Annotated in this window: 13 protein-coding genes and 3 tRNA genes; 9 read left to right on the plus strand and 7 right to left on the minus strand. The window is 69.9% G+C overall.

The window, feature by feature from the left end:
* Positions 1 to 106: 106 nt before the first annotated feature.
* The 4 genes from KME78_RS16970 to KME78_RS16985 all read right to left on the minus strand — a co-directional run bounded on the left by KME78_RS16970 (position 107) and on the right by KME78_RS16985 (position 1,016).
* Positions 107 to 181 (minus strand) — tRNA-Val (locus KME78_RS16970).
* 1 nt (position 182) lies between these two features.
* Positions 183 to 256: transfer RNA gene (locus KME78_RS16975), tRNA-Cys, on the minus strand.
* Positions 257 to 270: 14 nt separating this feature from the next.
* Positions 271 to 342, minus strand: a tRNA-Gly gene (locus KME78_RS16980).
* Between the two features lie 38 nt (positions 343 to 380).
* Positions 381 to 1,016: an ACT domain-containing protein gene (locus KME78_RS16985; RefSeq protein ID WP_219529889.1), complete on the minus strand. Its 636-nt coding sequence runs from the start codon at positions 1,014 to 1,016 to the stop codon at positions 381 to 383.
* A gap of 81 nt (positions 1,017 to 1,097) precedes the next feature.
* Between KME78_RS16985 and dusB the strand changes: the two genes are divergently transcribed.
* Positions 1,098 to 2,207 (plus strand): tRNA dihydrouridine synthase DusB, encoded by a 1,110-nt coding sequence (dusB, locus tag KME78_RS16990; RefSeq protein WP_308126987.1) that lies wholly within the window; start codon positions 1,098 to 1,100, stop codon positions 2,205 to 2,207.
* Between the two features lie 17 nt (positions 2,208 to 2,224).
* Here dusB and KME78_RS16995 read toward each other — a convergent pair whose 3' ends face one another.
* On the minus strand, positions 2,225 to 3,004 hold the full coding sequence (locus KME78_RS16995) for a phytanoyl-CoA dioxygenase family protein (protein WP_219529891.1): 780 nt from the start codon (positions 3,002 to 3,004) through the stop codon (positions 2,225 to 2,227).
* 55 nt (positions 3,005 to 3,059) lie between these two features.
* Here KME78_RS16995 and KME78_RS17000 point away from each other — a divergent pair, with 55 nt between their 5' ends.
* Positions 3,060 to 3,950, plus strand: coding sequence for a helix-turn-helix domain-containing protein (locus KME78_RS17000; RefSeq protein WP_219529893.1), 891 nt, complete (start codon positions 3,060 to 3,062; stop codon positions 3,948 to 3,950).
* Positions 3,951 to 3,989: 39 nt separating this feature from the next.
* Here the strand turns inward: KME78_RS17000 and KME78_RS17005 are convergent, their stop codons facing one another.
* The gene (locus KME78_RS17005; RefSeq protein WP_219529894.1) at positions 3,990 to 5,141 is read right to left on the minus strand and encodes an ROK family transcriptional regulator; all 1,152 of its coding nucleotides are present in this window, start codon (positions 5,139 to 5,141) and stop codon (positions 3,990 to 3,992) included.
* A 166-nt stretch (positions 5,142 to 5,307) separates the two neighbouring features.
* Between KME78_RS17005 and KME78_RS17010 the strand changes: the two genes are divergently transcribed.
* The 7 genes from KME78_RS17010 to KME78_RS17040 are packed head-to-tail and all read left to right on the plus strand — an operon-like array spanning position 5,308 to position 14,740.
* Entirely contained in the window at positions 5,308 to 6,606 is a 1,299-nt protein-coding gene (locus tag KME78_RS17010) for a glycoside hydrolase family 36 protein (protein ID WP_219529896.1), read from the plus strand.
* Positions 6,603 to 7,478 (plus strand): carbohydrate ABC transporter permease, encoded by an 876-nt coding sequence (locus KME78_RS17015; protein WP_219529898.1) that lies wholly within the window; start codon positions 6,603 to 6,605, stop codon positions 7,476 to 7,478. The genes KME78_RS17010 and KME78_RS17015 overlap by 4 nt, the downstream gene beginning before the upstream one ends.
* A gap of 8 nt (positions 7,479 to 7,486) precedes the next feature.
* Complete coding sequence (locus tag KME78_RS17020; protein ID WP_219529900.1) at positions 7,487 to 8,296, plus strand: carbohydrate ABC transporter permease; 810 nt, start codon at positions 7,487 to 7,489, stop codon at positions 8,294 to 8,296.
* A gap of 10 nt (positions 8,297 to 8,306) precedes the next feature.
* On the plus strand, positions 8,307 to 9,635 hold the full coding sequence (locus KME78_RS17025; RefSeq protein ID WP_219529902.1) for an ABC transporter substrate-binding protein: 1,329 nt from the start codon (positions 8,307 to 8,309) through the stop codon (positions 9,633 to 9,635).
* The gene (locus KME78_RS17030; protein WP_219529903.1) at positions 9,632 to 11,176 is read left to right on the plus strand and encodes an alkaline phosphatase D family protein; all 1,545 of its coding nucleotides are present in this window, start codon (positions 9,632 to 9,634) and stop codon (positions 11,174 to 11,176) included. The genes KME78_RS17025 and KME78_RS17030 overlap by 4 nt, the downstream gene beginning before the upstream one ends.
* 10 nt (positions 11,177 to 11,186) lie before the next feature.
* Entirely contained in the window at positions 11,187 to 13,124 is a 1,938-nt protein-coding gene (locus KME78_RS17035; RefSeq protein WP_219529905.1) for an NPCBM/NEW2 domain-containing protein, read from the plus strand.
* A gap of 11 nt (positions 13,125 to 13,135) precedes the next feature.
* Positions 13,136 to 14,740, plus strand: a complete 1,605-nt coding sequence (locus KME78_RS17040) for a beta-N-acetylhexosaminidase (protein ID WP_219529907.1) — start codon at positions 13,136 to 13,138, stop codon at positions 14,738 to 14,740.
* Here KME78_RS17040 and KME78_RS17045 read toward each other — a convergent pair.
* Positions 14,737 to 15,234 carry a DUF2087 domain-containing protein gene (locus KME78_RS17045; RefSeq protein ID WP_219529909.1) on the minus strand — a complete coding sequence of 166 codons (498 nt, stop codon included), beginning with the start codon at positions 15,232 to 15,234 and terminating at the stop codon, positions 14,737 to 14,739. The genes KME78_RS17040 and KME78_RS17045 overlap by 4 nt on opposite strands.
* Between the last annotated feature and the right edge of the window lie 108 nt (positions 15,235 to 15,342).

Consider the following 15,342-nt stretch of genomic DNA (forward strand, 5'->3'; position numbering starts at 1 on the left):
CAGGGGATCGAGTCAGATTCGATCGACCGACGCGACCGTGCGGCGGAGCACAACAGAAAGCCCCAGACTCCCGGGCATGTGCCGTGAGCTGGGGCTGTGACTAGCGTGGTGGACGATACTGGGATTGAACCAGTGACCCCTTCCGTGTCAGGGAAGTGCTCTCCCGCTGAGCTAATCGTCCTTGGAGGTGGAGACGGGATTTGAACCCGTGTGGACGGCTTTGCAGGCCGCTGCCTCGCCTCTCGGCCACTCCACCGAGTCGCCAATCCGAGCGGAAGACGGGATTCGAACCCGCGACCCTCACCTTGGCAAGGTGATGCTCTACCACTGAGCCACTTCCGCGTTGCCCCATAACTCTAGCGGGTTTTCCGAGTGGATGCTTACTTGCGGAGCTGGCGAGCCACGCTCCGCTCTGTGGCGGGCAGGCTCAGGAAGATTTCCAGGATGCGGGTGAGGCGGTGCACCTCGATGCGGTGGAAGGCCGGGCCGTCGCTCCTGGCCAGGATGAGGGTGAGGGCCAGGGGTGGGAGCGGGGCGTGGATGACGTGCAGGTCGCCGTCCAGCGTGATCGCCATGGGGCGCGCCGGTATGGCCTGCGGCAGCGTCACGTGCTGGGGCGCGCGCCAGCTCGCGTAGATGACGCCGCGTTCGGCGACCGTGGCCGCCCAGTCGGCGCTGAACAGGACCGGCAGCGAGTCGACCAGGGTGGTCAGCGCCCTGTCGCCCGCCGTGGTGATGTATTTGAGAATTTCCAGCTCCGGGTAGGTGCCCGGGGCCTCACGGGTGGTCCAGATGCCTTCGACCGTCACGTCGGCCACGCTCTGCAGGCTCTTGAGGAGCGTCTGCTTGGGGGTGCCTTCGGGGCAGAAGACCGTGATGTCGTCGACGGCCCGCCCCGCCCCCCTGTCGAGCACCGTGAACTGGGTGATGTCGGCGCCGACGCCGCCGAGGACGCTGGTGATCTGTGCCAGCGAACCTGGCCGGTCGGGCAGTGCGATGCGTACTCGCAGGAGCATCCGTCCCCTCCCCACTAGATGCCAGTTCACAGCCTATCCGCGAATACCCGTCAGGGCCTGACCTGCGCTACAACTGACTGAGTGAAGATTGGACCGATAGGGGTGTGGCCGCCGGTCGTGCTGGCGCCGATGGCGGGCATCACCAACGCGTCGTTCAGGGTGCTCTGCCGCGAGCAGGGCGCCGGGTTGTTCGTGTGCGAGATGATCACGACGCGGGCGCTCGTGGAGCGCAACCCCAAGACGTTCAGGATGATCAGGTTCGCGGAGTCGGAGCGGCCGAGGAGCATCCAGCTGTACGGCGTCGACCCCGGCACGGTGGGGCGCGCGGCCAAGATGATCGTCGAGGAGGACCTGGCCGACCACATCGACCTGAACTTCGGCTGCCCCGTCCCCAAGGTCACCAGGCGGGGCGGCGGCTCCGCGCTGCCGTACAAGCGCAACCTGCTGCGGCGGATCCTGCGCGAGGCCGTCGCGAACGCGGGCCCGCTGCCCGTCACGATGAAGATGCGCAAGGGCATCGACGACGATCACCTCACCTATCTGGACGCCGGCCGGATCGCGGTCGAGGAGGGGGTCGCGGCGATCGCCCTGCACGCGCGCACGGCCAAACAGCACTACGGCGGCGTGGCCGACTGGGACGCGATCGCCCGGCTGAAGGAGGCGGTGCCGGAGGTGCCGGTGCTGGGCAACGGCGACATCTGGTGCGCCGACGACGCCCTGCGCATGGTGGCGGAGACCGGGTGCGACGGCGTGGTCGTGGGGCGCGGGTGCCTGGGCCGGCCGTGGCTGTTCCGGGATCTGGAGAACGCGTTCAACGGCAGTCAGGAGCGCGTACGGCCGAGCCTCGGCGAGGTGGCCGCGATGATGGCCAGGCACGCCGAGGGGCTCACCGAGTGCTTCGACATCGAGCGTTACGCGATCGCCGACTTCCGCAAGCACGTCGGCTGGTATCTGAAGGGGTTCACGGTCGGCGGCGAGCTGCGCCGCGAGCTGGCCACCGCCGAGTCGCTCGACGGGCTGCGCGAAGGGCTGGACAAGCTGGAGCACGACCAGCCCTGGCCGTCCAACACCGACACCCCGCGCGGGAAGTCGGGCGAGCGCGGCAAGGTGCAGCTGCCGGAGGGCTGGCTGGACGACCCGTGGGACTGTGTCGTGCCTTCCGACGCCGAGTCGGATATCTCCGGCGGCTGACGCTGACCAACGCGGCTTCAGTGCGGGCCGACCGCCTCGGTTCCGCAGGGGCCGCCGCCGGTGGCGGGCTGCAGCTGGATCGGGTCGCCCGACATCGTGAGCGTCGGGTAGTACGCGGAGATGCGTTCGGCGGACCGGCCCGTGTAATGGCAGATGAAGCTGCGCCTGAACCGGTCGGCCGTGCTGTTCGGCTCGGAGCCGTGCACCAGGCTGCCGTTGAAGAACAGCACGTCGCCCGGCTCCATGTCGACCGGCACGCGTTCGAGGCCGGGCGGCGGCGGGACGTACTCCTTGGTGAAGGAGACGTCGTTGTCCGCCTCTTCAGGACAGAACAGGTCCATCAGGTGCGTGCCGGGCACCACCTCCAGGCCGCCGTTGGCGCGGTCGACGCGGTCGAGTGCCATCCAGGCGGCCACGCACGTGCCCGGTTCGACCCGCAAGTAGAAGTTGTCCTGATGCAGTGCCTGCCCGCGCGCGCCGGGCGGCTTGAAGTAGAACATGCTCTGGGCTGCTATCGGCTCCTCGCCGAGCAGGTCGCGGAGTACGGCGGCGATCCTGGCGTCGAGCAGGTACCGTAGCGCGACGTCATTGACCTGGTGAGGGTGCATGACGCGCGGATAGTCCCGCAGGATGTCGTACGGCCCGCCGGGTTCCTGCGGCTTCGGGGAGAAGTGACCGGGGATCGGGCCGCGGGCATGCAGCGCCATGAACTCCTCCCGCAGCTCCGCCACCTCTTCCGCGGCCAGGAGACCGGGTACCAGGACAAACCCTCGATCATGGAAGTCTGTGAGCCTCATACCTTCACGCTAAGGAGCCGGATCGGTGAACGGTATGCCTATGACCGCTGAGGAAATGTCTGTTCCTGCTGCCGAGCTGACGATCGTGGGCCACTTCGACAACCGGCCCGGGTACGTCACGCGGCGCGTCACCGGGTCGCCGAGCTGGCTGCTCATGTGGACGCAGGACGGGGCGGGGCTGGTCGAGCAGGCGGGGGTGTCGTTCACGGCCGGTCCGGGGGATCTGGTGGTGCTCGGGTCCGGCGCCGCGCAGCACTACCGGGTGGCGCCGGGGGCGGAGCGGTGGCGCTTCTGGTGGGCGCACTTCCAGCCGCGCCCGGCCTGGCTGGGGTGGCTCGGGGAGTACGCCCGGGCCATGGGCTGCCACCTGGTCCAAGGCGTTCCCGACCCGATCCGCGACCAGATCGACGAGGCCTTCGACCGCGCCTCCAGAAACGCCCGCTGGCTCCCGCCTACATTCGGTCCCGCAGCTGTCCGTCCTGGGCGCGAGTACGCGCCCGCCGTCGCCGTCTCAGGTCCCGCACGGGACTTGGTGCTGAACGCCGTCGAGGAGGTGATCCTGCTGGCCACCGCCTCCGCCCGGCCGTCCGGGGACGCCCGGCGCGCCGAGGAGCGCGGGGACGCGCGGGTCCACCGGGCGCTGGCCCTCATCGCCGCCGAACCGGGCGCGCAACACTCGGTCGCCTCCCTGGCCAGGGCCGTCGCCCTGTCGCCTTCCCGGTTCGCGCACCTGTTCACGGCAGAGACGGGCCACACGCCCATGCGCGCCGTACGCCGGGCGCGGATCCAGCACGCGGCCCGGCTGCTGGAGGTGACGGACATGGACGTCGGCCAGGTCGCGGCGGCGTCGGGCTTCGTCAGCCCGTTCCACTTCAGCCGGGCGTTCAGCCATGAGTACGGCATGCCGCCCCGCGACTTCCGCTCCCGCCTGAGGCCGAACGCGTGACGAACGCCTGACGACGCGTGCCGAGCGCCTGATGATCCGTCAGCGCATCGGAGCCAGGGGAGCGTCGGAGGTGAACAGCTCGCGGCTCAGGTGGTCGGCCGCGTAGTCGATGGCGCCCATCACCACGCATTCGTCCCCCAGCGTCGAAGCCCGTACCTCCGGCATCCGCATGCAGGCCCGCTCCAGCCGCTCGCGCAGCGGCGCCAGCAGGACGTCGGCCGAGCGGGAGAAGCCGCCGCCCAGAACCACCATCTGCGGGTCCAGCACCAGCACCATGGCCGCCGTGCCCACCGCGAGGTCGTCCACGTAGCGGTCCACGGCGGCCAGGGCGACGGGGTCGCCGTCGCGGGCCGCCGCCAGCGTGTAGCCGGCCGCGTCCTCGGGCGCCGTGCCCTCGGGGACGACCTCGCAGCCGTTCAGGTGTTCGGGGGCGTCGTACCAGCGGGCCTCCGGCAGCATGACGATCTCGCCGGCGGCGGCGCCGAAGCCCCTGTGCACCTTGCCGTCGATGATGAGCCCGGTGCCCATGCGCCGTCCGACGTGCAGGAACACCACGTTCCGAGCCCCCTGCGCGGCGCCGCGCCGGGCTTCGGCCAGTGCGGCCAGGCGGCTGTCGTTCTCGATCAGCACCTGGCACGAGAACATCTCGCGCAGCTTGCCCGCCAGATCGAGACCCGTCCAGGCGGGGATCGCGGCCGAGAACGTGACACGGCCCTCCGGCGTGAGCACGCCCGTGGTGCCGACGGCCACCGTCCAGAGGTCGGCGGCCGACCTGCCACTGAGCGCCAGGCAGCCGGAGACCGCGCGGTCTATGGCGGCCAGACGCTCCTCCAGCGGCGCGCCGGGCAGGACGGGCTGCCGGGTCTCGGCCAGGATCTCGCCGTCGAGGTCGGAAAGCGCGGCCCGTACGTTGTGCCCGCCTATGTCGATGCCGACCAGGCAGCCGCTGTCGGCGCGGAACCGGTAGCGGCGGGCCGGCCGGCCCATCGTGCCCGGCGAAGGCGGCACCTCCTCCACCCAGCCCAGCTCCATGAGCTCGTCGGCGACCTCCTTCATGGAGGGCCGCGACAGCCCCGTCCGCTCGGCGAGCGCCGAGAGGGTGAGCGGGCCGGCCCCGCGCAGCGCCCGTATCGCGGTCAGCGAGTTGAGCTGCCTGAGCCGGGACAGGTCGCCGCCGCGGAGGTTCGCCATCGCCGTCCCTAATGTAGGTGTCCTCTGTAACTAACCATTATGCCAGCGTTCGTTTCTGCTTAAGCACCGGCGCTTCTGTGCGAGATCGGGCATTGACCCCTGGGAACCCCTGATGCTACTAATGAAGCGCTCCTTCGTAAGTAGATCAACAGGAATTGAGGGTCTGATGTCGTTCGCAGACGTGGGCGAGGTCGTCCATCAGCCAGGGGAGGCCCGGGTCTTCGAGCACGGCTGGCAGTCGTGGAGCCCCACCGGCGCCTACCGTCTTGGCGAGACCCCGCCCAGGCCCGCGGACGGCAACATCCAGATCCTCTGCTACCGCCCCGAGACCCCGGTGCCCGCCGACGTGTTCCAGGGCGAGGGGCTGCTCGCGATCGACCCCGGCGGCGGCGCGCCGATGGAGCTGTGGTCCGCGCCGAACCCCTTGGAAGTGCCCTCCATCCGGGCGCGCGAGGAGGGCGGCCGGCTGATCGTGAGCGCGAACGGTCCCGTACGCCACCAGGTCGGCGCATCACTGGAAGAGTGGGCTGACGGCATGGCCGAGGGGTACGCGCCCGCCGCGTTCCCGGCGGTCCCGCCCATGTGGTGCACCTGGTACGGCTACTGGGACAAGGTCACCGAGCAGGACGTCCTGGACAACCTCCGCCTGTCGGAGCGGTACGCCCTGGGCGCCGACATGTTCCTCGTCGACGACGGCTACGAGGCCGAGATCGGCGACTGGCTCGACCCGCGCCCCGGCTTCGGCTCCCTGCGCGGAGTGGCGGAAGCCCTCAGAGAGGCGGGCAAGCGGACCGGCGTCTGGACCGCCCCCTTCCTGGTCGGCCACCGCAGCCAGATCTTCCGCGAGCACCCCGACTGGCTGGTCGGCGGCGCCCACGCGGGCCGTATGTGGGACCAGGACCTGGCCGTCCTCGACGTCACCCACCCGGACGCCGCCGCCCACCTGGTCGACGTGTTCCGGATCTTCAGCGCGTACGGCATCAGCCACTTCAAGCTCGACTACCTCTACGCCGGGGCGCTGGCGGGCAGCAGGCACGAGGACCTCGACCCGATCGCCGCCTACCGGCGCGGGCTGGAGCTGATCCGCGAGGGCGCCGGCCCGGACGCCACTCTGCACGGCTGCGGCGCGCCCATGCTGCCCAGCCTCGGCCTGGTCGACATCATGCGGGTCAGCCCGGACATCGCCCTCTCCCTGCAGCCCAGGTCGGGCGACATCAGCCAGCCGTCGCAGCTGGGCGCCCGGCTCACCGGCGCGGCCCGCGAGTTCCTGCACGCCCGCTGGTGGGTGAACGACCCCGACTGCATCATCCTGCGCCTCGAGGTGGAGGCCCGGCAGGAGTGGGCCGCCCACATCGAGGACACCGGCGGCCTGCGCGGCTCCAGCGACCCGATCGAGACGCTCGACGACTGGGGCCTGGAGACCACCAGGCGCCTGATGGTCCCCACCAGGACGGATCCGTCGTGAGGTGGCGGCGCGACTGGCACGCCTACCTGTTCATCGGCCCGAGCCTGCTGGGCGTGCTCGCCTTCCTGCTGCTGCCGATGGTCATCGTGTTCGTGCTGAGCTTCTTCCACTGGGAGCTCCTGTCGCCCCCGACCTTCGCGGGGCTGGACAACTACCGCCGCCTGGCCGGGGACGGGGAGTCCTGGCACTCCCTGGGGATCACCGTGGTGTACGTGCTGCTCTGCATCCCCCTGCAGACGGTCCTGGCCCTGGTCCTCGCCCTGCTGCTCAACCAGCGGATCAAGGGCGTCAGGGTGTTCCGCTCGCTGTTCGTGGTGCCGTGGATGGCCACCCCGATCGTCATGGGCCTGGTCTGGAACTGGATCTTCGACCCGCGTGACGGCGCGATCAACAGCGCGCTGGCCCTGATCGGCGTCACCGGCCCCGACTGGCTGTCGGACGCCACCTGGGCCCTGCCCGCCGTCGCGCTGGTCAACGTCTGGCAGTACACCGGCTACAACATGCTGTTCTTCCTGGCCGGGCTGCAGGGCATCCCGAAGGAGCTCTACGACGCCGCCGCCACCGACGGCGCCACCCCGCGCCAGCGGTTCTGGCGGGTGACGCTGCCGCTGCTCAACCCCACGATGTTCTTCGTCATGGTGACGAACCTGATCGGCGCCTTCCAGGTCTTCGACACCGTCTTCGTGATGACCAACGGCGGGCCGAGCCAGAGCACCGAGGTCATCAACTTCAAGATCTTCGGGACCGCGTTCAAGGAGTTCGACTTCGGCTACGCCTCGACGCTGTCGATGCTGCTCTTCGCGGTGATCCTGGGCGTGACGCTGGTGCAGGTCAGGTTCTTCGGCAAACGCACCACCTATGACATGAGCTGAAGGACGACATGACCAAGCGCATCCTGCTCTACGCCACGCTCACCCTGGGCGCCTTCGTCGCCGTCTTCCCCTATCTGCTCGTGGTGCTGACCGCGCTCAAGACCCAGAGCCAGCTCAACGCGACCGAGCCGTGGGTGCCCGGCCTGCCGCCCACCACGGCCAACCTGACCAAGCTCCTCGGCGGCGAGTTCCCCCGCTACCTCCTCAACACGGTCGTGATGACCACGCTGCTCACGCTGGGCCAGCTGGTGTTCACCACGTTCGCCGCCTACGCGTTCGCGCGGCTGCGCTTCCGCGGGCGCGAGGTGCTCTTCTGGCTGTACGTGGCCACGATGATGGTGCCGAGCGCCGTCACGATGATCCCGCTGTTCCTGATCATGCGGGAGCTGCACCTGGTCAACACGTGGTACGGCCTGCTGGCGCCGTACGTGCTGGGCACGCCGTACGGGATCTTCCTGATGCGGCAGTTCTTCCGCGGGCTGCCCGCCGGGCTCGAAGAGGCGGCGCGGATCGACGGAGCGGGCCCGCTGAAGATCCTCACCCGGATCCTGCTGCCGCTCTGCCGCCCCGCGATCGGCACGCTGACCATCATCACGGTGATCTCGTCGTGGAACAGCTTCCTCTGGCCGCTGATCATCACCAGCGGTGACGACACCAAGGTGATGACGGTCGCCCTGGCCACCCTCAACTCCGGCATCGGCGTGGACTACAACCTCATGATGGCCGGCGGCCTGATCGCGCTGGTGCCGATGATCGCGATCTTCATCTTCTTCCAGAAGTACATCGTCCGGTCGGTGGTCCTCACCGGCCTCAAGTAAGAGAGGTCATATGCGATCCCCCCGCATACGCGAGCTCCGCCATGCCGTGACATTGCTGGCTGCCGCCACGCTCACCCTGACCGCCTGCGGTTCGGGCGGCGGTGAAACAGGCGGCGACGGCAAGGTCACCTTGACCTACCGGCTCTGGGACGACCAGCAGAAGGTGGGCTACGACAAGGTCATGGCGGCCTTCGAGAAGGCCAACCCGAACATCGACGTCAAGATCGAGCTGCTGCCCTACGACGAGTACTGGACCAAGCTCACCGCCGACGCGGTGGCCGGCACGGCGCCGGACGTGTTCTGGATGACGCCGTCGCAGTTCCCCGAGTTCGTCACCAAGGGCGTCCTGGCCGACATGTCGCCCCTCAAGCTCGACGCCACGAAATTTCATCCCACGGTGGTCGGGTCGTTTACCTACCAGGACAAGCTGTACGGCGTGCCCAAGGACTGGGGCATCGTCGGCCTGCTCTACAACAAGGATCTGTTCAAGAAGGCCGGGGTCGAGATGCCGGCCAGTCTCACCTGGAAGCCCGACGGCTCCGGCACGTTCCTGGAGACCGCGCGCAAGCTGACCGTGGACGCGGCCGGCAAGCACCCCGAGGACGCCGGCTTCGACCCGGCCAAGGTCAAGACGTACGGCTTCGCCTCCTGGAACCACTACCAGACCCAGTGGATGAACTGGGTCAACTCCAACGGCGGCAAGCTGCTCGACAAGCCGTTCGGCAAGTACACCTTCAACGACGACGCCTCCGTGCAGGCCCTGCGGTTCGGCGTCGACCTGGTGAACAAGTACCACGTCGCGCCGCCCGCGACCCAGACGAACCCGCCGACCGGCAAGGTCACCGACATGTTCAAGGCGGGCGAGGTGGCGATGTTCCCGGCCAACAACGCGCTGCTGCCCTACGTCGCGCCGGAGGCCAACTTCGAGGTGGGCGTCGCCCTCATGCCCGAGGGCCCGGCCGGCCGCGCGGTCAACCTCAACGGCCTGTCGGAGGCCGTCTACGCCAAGAGCCGGCACCCCCAGGAGGCGATGAAGCTGGCCGCCTACCTCGCCACCGAGGAGCCGCAGAAGCTGATGGCCGCCGACGGCTACATCTTCCCCGCGCTCAACGGGCTCACCCAGGGCTACGTCGACTACTGGCAGAAGACCAAGCAGATCGACGTCTCCCCGTTCGTCGAGGAGTCGAAGGGCACCACGTTCCCGCTGCCCGTCACCACCGGGTTCACCGGCTTCGAGACCAAGCTCAACCAGATCTTCAACGAGATGTACCTCGGCAAGCTCGACCCCAAGCAGGCCGCCGACCAGGCCGTCACGGAAGGGAACGCGACCGTCAAATGATCAGCCGGCGCTCACTCCTCGCTGGGGGCGCCGGACTGGGACTGACCGCCGCACTGGGTGCCTCACCCGTGCGCGCGGCGGCCCGCCGTGCCCCGATCTCCGACCCCTTCCAGCTCGGCGTCGCCTCCGGCGAGCCGGCCCCCGACGGCGTGGTCCTCTGGACCCGCCTGGCCATGGACCCCGTGGCCCTCGACGGGCTCGGCGGCATGCCGTCGCGTCCGGTCCCCGTCGAATGGCAGCTCGCCAAGGACGAGAACTTCCGCCATGTCGTACGACGCGGCGTCGAGCTCGCCGGGCCGGAGGCGGCCCACAGCGTCCACGTCGAGCTCGACGGCCTGAACCCCGGCACCGAGTACTTCTACCGCTTCAAGGCGGCAGGCGAGATCTCCCCGGTGGGCCGCACGCTGACCACCCCCGCCCGCGGCACGCGCGGCCGCGCGCTCAACCTGTCGTTCACCTCCTGCGCCGACTACCAGACCGGCTGGTTCACCCCCTACCGCCGGATGGCCGAGGACCAGCCCGACCTGATCGCCTTCCTCGGCGACTACATCTACGAGTACGGCGACTACAAGTACCCGGTGCGCGATCAGGCCGGGGGAGAGTGCTTAGACCTGGCCGGATACCGGCTCAGGCACGCCCAGCACAAGGCCGACCCGGAGTCGCAGCTGGCGCACGCCATCGCCCCCTGGGTGGTGGTGTGGGACGACCACGACATCGAGAACGCGTGGGCCGGCGACGTGCCCGAACAGCCCGACCCGCCCTTCCTCAAGCGCCGGGCGGACGCCTTCCAGGCCTACTACGAGAACATGCCGCTGCGCCGCGCCCAGAAGCCGAACGGGTCGTCGCTCCAGCTGTACCGGAGCATCCGCTGGGGTGCGATCGCCAACCTGCACCTGTTGGACACCCGGCAGTATCGCGACATCTACGCCTGCACCGGCAAGAGCGGCACCGTCGGCGCCGACTGCCTGGAGCGCCTCGCCCCCAACCGGACCATTCTCGGCGCCGACCAGGAAGCCTGGCTCGACGGCGAGCTACGCCGCTCCAAGGCCACCTGGGACCTGCTCGGCCAGCAGGTCTTCTTCATGGAGATGGACTGGACCAACGGCGAGGGCAAGGGCTACTCCAACGAGGGCTGGGACGGCTACGTCGCCTCCCGCAACCGCCTGGCCGCCGCCATCGACGACAACAAGCGCAACGGCGTCGTGCTCACCGGCGACGTGCACTCGCACTGGGCGGGCGAGATCAAGCGCGACTACCAGGACCCCGGGTCCAAGTCGGTCGCCGTCGAACTCGTCACCACCTCGGTCACCAGCGCCGGCAACGGCCTGGACGAGTACCCCAACACGCAGGTCCTGCTCAATGAGAACCCGCACGTGAAGTTCTTCAACGGCCGCCGCGGCTACGTGCGGGCCAAGCTCACCGAGCAGGAGATGAAGGTCGACTTCCGCTCGCTCTCCCGCGTCACCGAGCCCTACGCCCCCGCCTACACCTCCGGCTCCTTCGTCATCGAGCCCGGCGACCCGGCGCTCCACCCAGCCTGACGGGACCCTCATGCGTACAACCACGGCCGCCCTCGCGGCGGCCCTCCTCACCCTGCCCTTCGTGCCCTTACCCGCCTCGGGTGCCGCCGTCAGCGGGCCGCCGATGGGCTGGAGCAGCCGTTCGCTCGGCTGCTCGGTCTCGGAGGCGTCCGTACGGCAGGCGGCCGACGCCCTGGCCCCGCTCGCCCCGGCCGGCTACCGCCACGTCATCATCGACGACTGCTGGCTGGCCGCCCAGCGCACCGGCGGAGCCCTGGCTCCCGACGCCACCCGCTTCCCCTCCGGCGTCAAGGCGCTGGCCGACTACCTGCACGGCAAGGGGCTCAAGCTCGGCCTGAGCCTGTCGGCGGGCACCAAGGCGTGCGCCGGCGGCGGCCCCGGCTCCTACAAGAGCGAGGCCGCCGACGCCGAGCAGGTCAAGGGCTGGGGCGCCGACTACGTCAAGTACGACTGGTGCAACATCCCGGCCGCCGACTTCCCCGGCCAGAACGTCCAGCAGATCGCCCAGACCCTCTACCCGCGCATGCGCCAGGCCCTCGGCGACGCGATCGCGTTCGCCATGAACAACGAGGACGGCAGCACCGTGCCGTGGCTCTGGGGCAAGGACGCGAAGGCCACCACCTGGCGGACCAACGTCTACAACAAGCCCCTCTCCGACAGCTATCCGACCATGGTCGACATCTGGGAGACGAACCAGCTCAGGGCCGAGTACGCGGGCCCCGGGAGCTGGGCCGACCCCGACCTGATCCAGGCGGGCCGGGGCGGCATGACCGACGCCGAGTACCGCACCCAGGTCAGCCTCTGGGCGGTCGGCGCCTCCCCGCTCATCCTCCAGGCCGACCCGGCCAAGGCGCCGCCGGCGATCGTCGCCAACCCCAAGGTGATCGCCGTCGACCAGGACACGCTGGGCGTCCAGGGCCGGTTCGTGACCTCCGACGGCTGGTACCACGTGCTGTCCAAGCCCCTGGCGAACGGGGACCAGGCGATCCTGCTGTTCAACGAGAGCGACCAGGCGGCGACGATCTCCACCCGGCTGAAGCCCGCCCGCTACCGGGTCGAGGAGCTGTGGACCGGCGCGGTCACCACCACGGCGGGCGACCTGGCGGCCCAGGTGCCCGCCCACGGGTCGGTGCTGTACCGGGTGAGCGTGAGCCGGGAGCAGGCCCCGCCCGCCGTGCTGGTGGAGACGGACCCGGCCGCGGTCCTGGGCGAGGACCACCCGTCAGTGCTGGAACCGGGCGTGGAGCGGGAGGTCGTCACCAGGGTCACCAACACCGGGGGCACGGACCGGCTGCGCGACGTCGAGGTGGCGCTGGGCGTACCGGCGGGGTGGCGGGCCAGGGCACGCACGGCCACCAGGACCGGGCGGCTGGACGGTGGCGAGACGTTCACCGTGAAGTGGGGGGTCACGCCGCCGGCCGGAGCGGAGCTCAAGGACTACGAGATCACCGCGACAGCCGCCAAGACCACGGCCACCGCCGTCGTCAAGGTCGCGCGGGCGCCCGGATCAGGACGTACGTACCTGAGCGACCTGCCCTGGACCCGCGTCGCCAACTACTTCGGCCCGGTCGAGAAGGACACCAGCAACGGCGAGAAGGCCGCCGGGGACGGCAAGCCGATCACCATCGAGGGGGTCAGGTACGCCAAGGGGCTCGGTACCCACGCGCCCGCCGACATCGAGTTCTACACCGCCGGCCGCTGCTCGACCGTCGAGTTCCAGGCCGGGGTAGACGACGAGGTGGGCGCGGCGGGGTCGGCCGACCTCGAAGTCTGGGCCGACGGCGGCCGGGTCGCCCACTCGGGCATCGTCACCGGCGCGCAGCCGGCCAGGAAGGTCACCGCGTCGGTGAAGGGCGCCACGTACGTCCGGCTGGTCGCGACCAACGGCGGCGACAACGCCACCTCCGACCACGCCGACTTCGCCGACGCCTCCATAACCTGCCAGTAGGAAGAGAGCTCATGATCGTTCCCAAGCCCGTCCGGTACGAGGTCCGGCAGGGGCGGTTCGTCCTCGACCGGGACACCGCTCTGACCGCGGAGTCGGCGCTCGCCGGCGTCGCCTCCTGGTTGCGGGGCGAGCTGAGCCCCGTCACCGGCGGCGAGCTGCTGCCAGGGCCGGGCTCGGGAACGATCACACTCCGGCTCCGCGACGATCTGCCACCCGAGGCGTACCGGCTGAGCGTGGCCGACGACGGCGTCGTGATCGAGGGAGGCGGCCCGGCGGGGGCGTTCTACGGGGCGCAGACGCTGCGGCAACTGCTCCCCGCCGCCGCCTTCAGGAAGGCGGCGGCGGGGGAGCCGCTGCTGCTGCCCGCCGCCCTGATCGAGGACGAGCCGAGGTTCGGGTGGCGCGGCTGCATCCTCGACGTCGCCCGACATTTCATGACCAAGCATGATTTGCTGCGCTTCATCGATCTGATGGCGCTGCACAAGCTCAACGTGCTGCACCTGCATCTCACCGACGACCAGGGCTGGCGCGTCGAGATCAAGCGCTACCCCCGGCTGACCGAGGTCGGCGCCTGGCGCAAGGAGAGCCAGACCGGCTGGAACGGCGCCATGGACGGCCGCCCGCACGGCGGCTACTACACCCAGGACGACCTGCGGGAGATCGTCGCCTACGCGGCGCGGCGCCACGTCACGGTCGTGCCGGAGATCGACCTGCCCGGCCACACCCAGGCCGCCATCGCCGCCTACCCCGAACTGGGCAACCTCGACACCCCGCTGGAGGTGCGCACCACCTGGGGCGTCGGCGTGAACGTGCTGAACGTCGAGGACAGCACGGTCACGTTCTTCCAGAACGTCTTCGACGAGGTGCTGGAGCTGTTCCCGAGCCCGTACGTGTGCGTCGGCGGCGACGAGTGCCGCAAGGACCAGTGGCGCGACAGCCCCGCCGCGCAGCGCCGCATCGGCGAGCTCGGGCTGCGGGACGAGGACGAGCTGCAGAGCTGGTTCATCCACCGCTTCGACGAGTACCTGGCCGCGCGGGGACGCCGGCTGGTGGGCTGGGACGAGATCCTGGAGGGCGGGCTCGCGCCGGGCGCCGTGGTGGCCTCCTGGCGCGGCGACCTGGGGGCGGTGTCGGCGGCCCGCTCCGGGCACGACGTGATCACCTGCCCCAACACCTCCGTCTACTTCGACTACCGGCAGGGGCCGGGGGAGGACGAGCCGGTGCCGTTCGGGACCGTGCTGACGCTGGAGGACGTGTACGCCTTCGACCCGGTGCCGAAGGAGCTGCGCGACGATCCGGCCGGGGCCCGGGTCCTCGGGTCGCAGTGCGGCCTCTGGACCGAGCTGATCGACTCCGGCCGGCGCCTGGACTACATGGCCTTCCCTCGGGTGGCGGCGTTCGCGGAGACGGTGTGGAGCCCGGCCGCCCGGGACCTGGCCGACTTCCGCCTGCGGCTGGCGGCCCATCTGCCGCGGCTGGCCGCGATCGGGGTGGAGTACCGGCAGGAGCCGGGGCCGCTGCCCTGGCAGACCCGGCCGGGCGTTCCCGGCCGGCCGGAGGATCCCGAGCGGTGGCAGGCCAAGATCGACGCCTGGACCAGCAACCTCCAGCGCTAGAGCTCCACCGGGCCGCCGCTGCGCCAGTAGACGTTGTCCTCCCTGGACAGCAGGCACTCGTCCACCAGATATCGCCGCAGAGCCGCGTAGTCATCGTGGAAGGCGCGCAGCGCGACGTTCACGTCCTTCTCCGGATAGCGGACACCCGGCTCGAACACCCGCGAGATGTAGCGCAGGATCACGACCCGCTTCTCGTGCTTCATCGGCATGCTCTTCAGCCGCCCGTCCACCAGGAACGTCTGCAGCAGCCGCTCCTCGGCGCTCACCTCGGGCTCGGGCTCGGCGGCCCGCGCCCGGAGCAGCTCACGGAACTTCTCCGGCGCCGCCCGCCACTTGCCGTCCTCCTCCTGCACGGCCAGCCCGCCGGCGGCCAGCCGGGCCAGGACTTTCGGCGACAGTCCGTCGGTGACGCCGAGGACCAGGGAGGCGAATGCCCGCAGCGTGTCGTCCTGGGCGAGCAGCCCGAGCACCCGCCTGTTCTCTCTGTCGCTCATTTGTCTATTTTGTCCCATGATCCGCGGGCGAATCGGTATGAGATCTCGGATAAGCGGCCGAATGTCTCGATCTTGAGACATTGCTATGACGCGATGACGAACTTGGCT

The sequence above is a fragment of the Nonomuraea guangzhouensis genome, assembly GCF_019396345.1.
Lineage (GTDB): Bacteria > Actinomycetota > Actinomycetes > Streptosporangiales > Streptosporangiaceae > Nonomuraea > Nonomuraea guangzhouensis.

Excerpts from the sequence above, each read along its gene's own strand:
- KME78_RS17030 (WP_219529903.1), top strand. The coding sequence starts at position 9,632 with ATGATCAGCCGGCGCTCACTCCTCGCTGGGGGCGCCGGACTGGGACTG.
- KME78_RS17000 (WP_219529893.1), top strand. The coding sequence starts at position 3,060 with ATGTCTGTTCCTGCTGCCGAGCTGACGATCGTGGGCCACTTCGACAAC.
- KME78_RS16995 (WP_219529891.1), bottom strand. The coding sequence starts at position 3,004 with ATGAGGCTCACAGACTTCCATGATCGAGGGTTTGTCCTGGTACCCGGT.
- KME78_RS17040 (WP_219529907.1), top strand. The coding sequence starts at position 13,136 with ATGATCGTTCCCAAGCCCGTCCGGTACGAGGTCCGGCAGGGGCGGTTC.
- KME78_RS17005 (WP_219529894.1), bottom strand. The coding sequence starts at position 5,141 with ATGGCGAACCTCCGCGGCGGCGACCTGTCCCGGCTCAGGCAGCTCAAC.
- KME78_RS17035 (WP_219529905.1), top strand. The coding sequence starts at position 11,187 with ATGCGTACAACCACGGCCGCCCTCGCGGCGGCCCTCCTCACCCTGCCC.
- KME78_RS17025 (WP_219529902.1), top strand. The coding sequence starts at position 8,307 with ATGCGATCCCCCCGCATACGCGAGCTCCGCCATGCCGTGACATTGCTG.
- KME78_RS17045 (WP_219529909.1), bottom strand. The coding sequence starts at position 15,234 with ATGAGCGACAGAGAGAACAGGCGGGTGCTCGGGCTGCTCGCCCAGGAC.
- KME78_RS16985 (WP_219529889.1), bottom strand. The coding sequence starts at position 1,016 with ATGCTCCTGCGAGTACGCATCGCACTGCCCGACCGGCCAGGTTCGCTG.
- KME78_RS17010 (WP_219529896.1), top strand. The coding sequence starts at position 5,308 with ATGTCGTTCGCAGACGTGGGCGAGGTCGTCCATCAGCCAGGGGAGGCC.
- KME78_RS17020 (WP_219529900.1), top strand. The coding sequence starts at position 7,487 with ATGACCAAGCGCATCCTGCTCTACGCCACGCTCACCCTGGGCGCCTTC.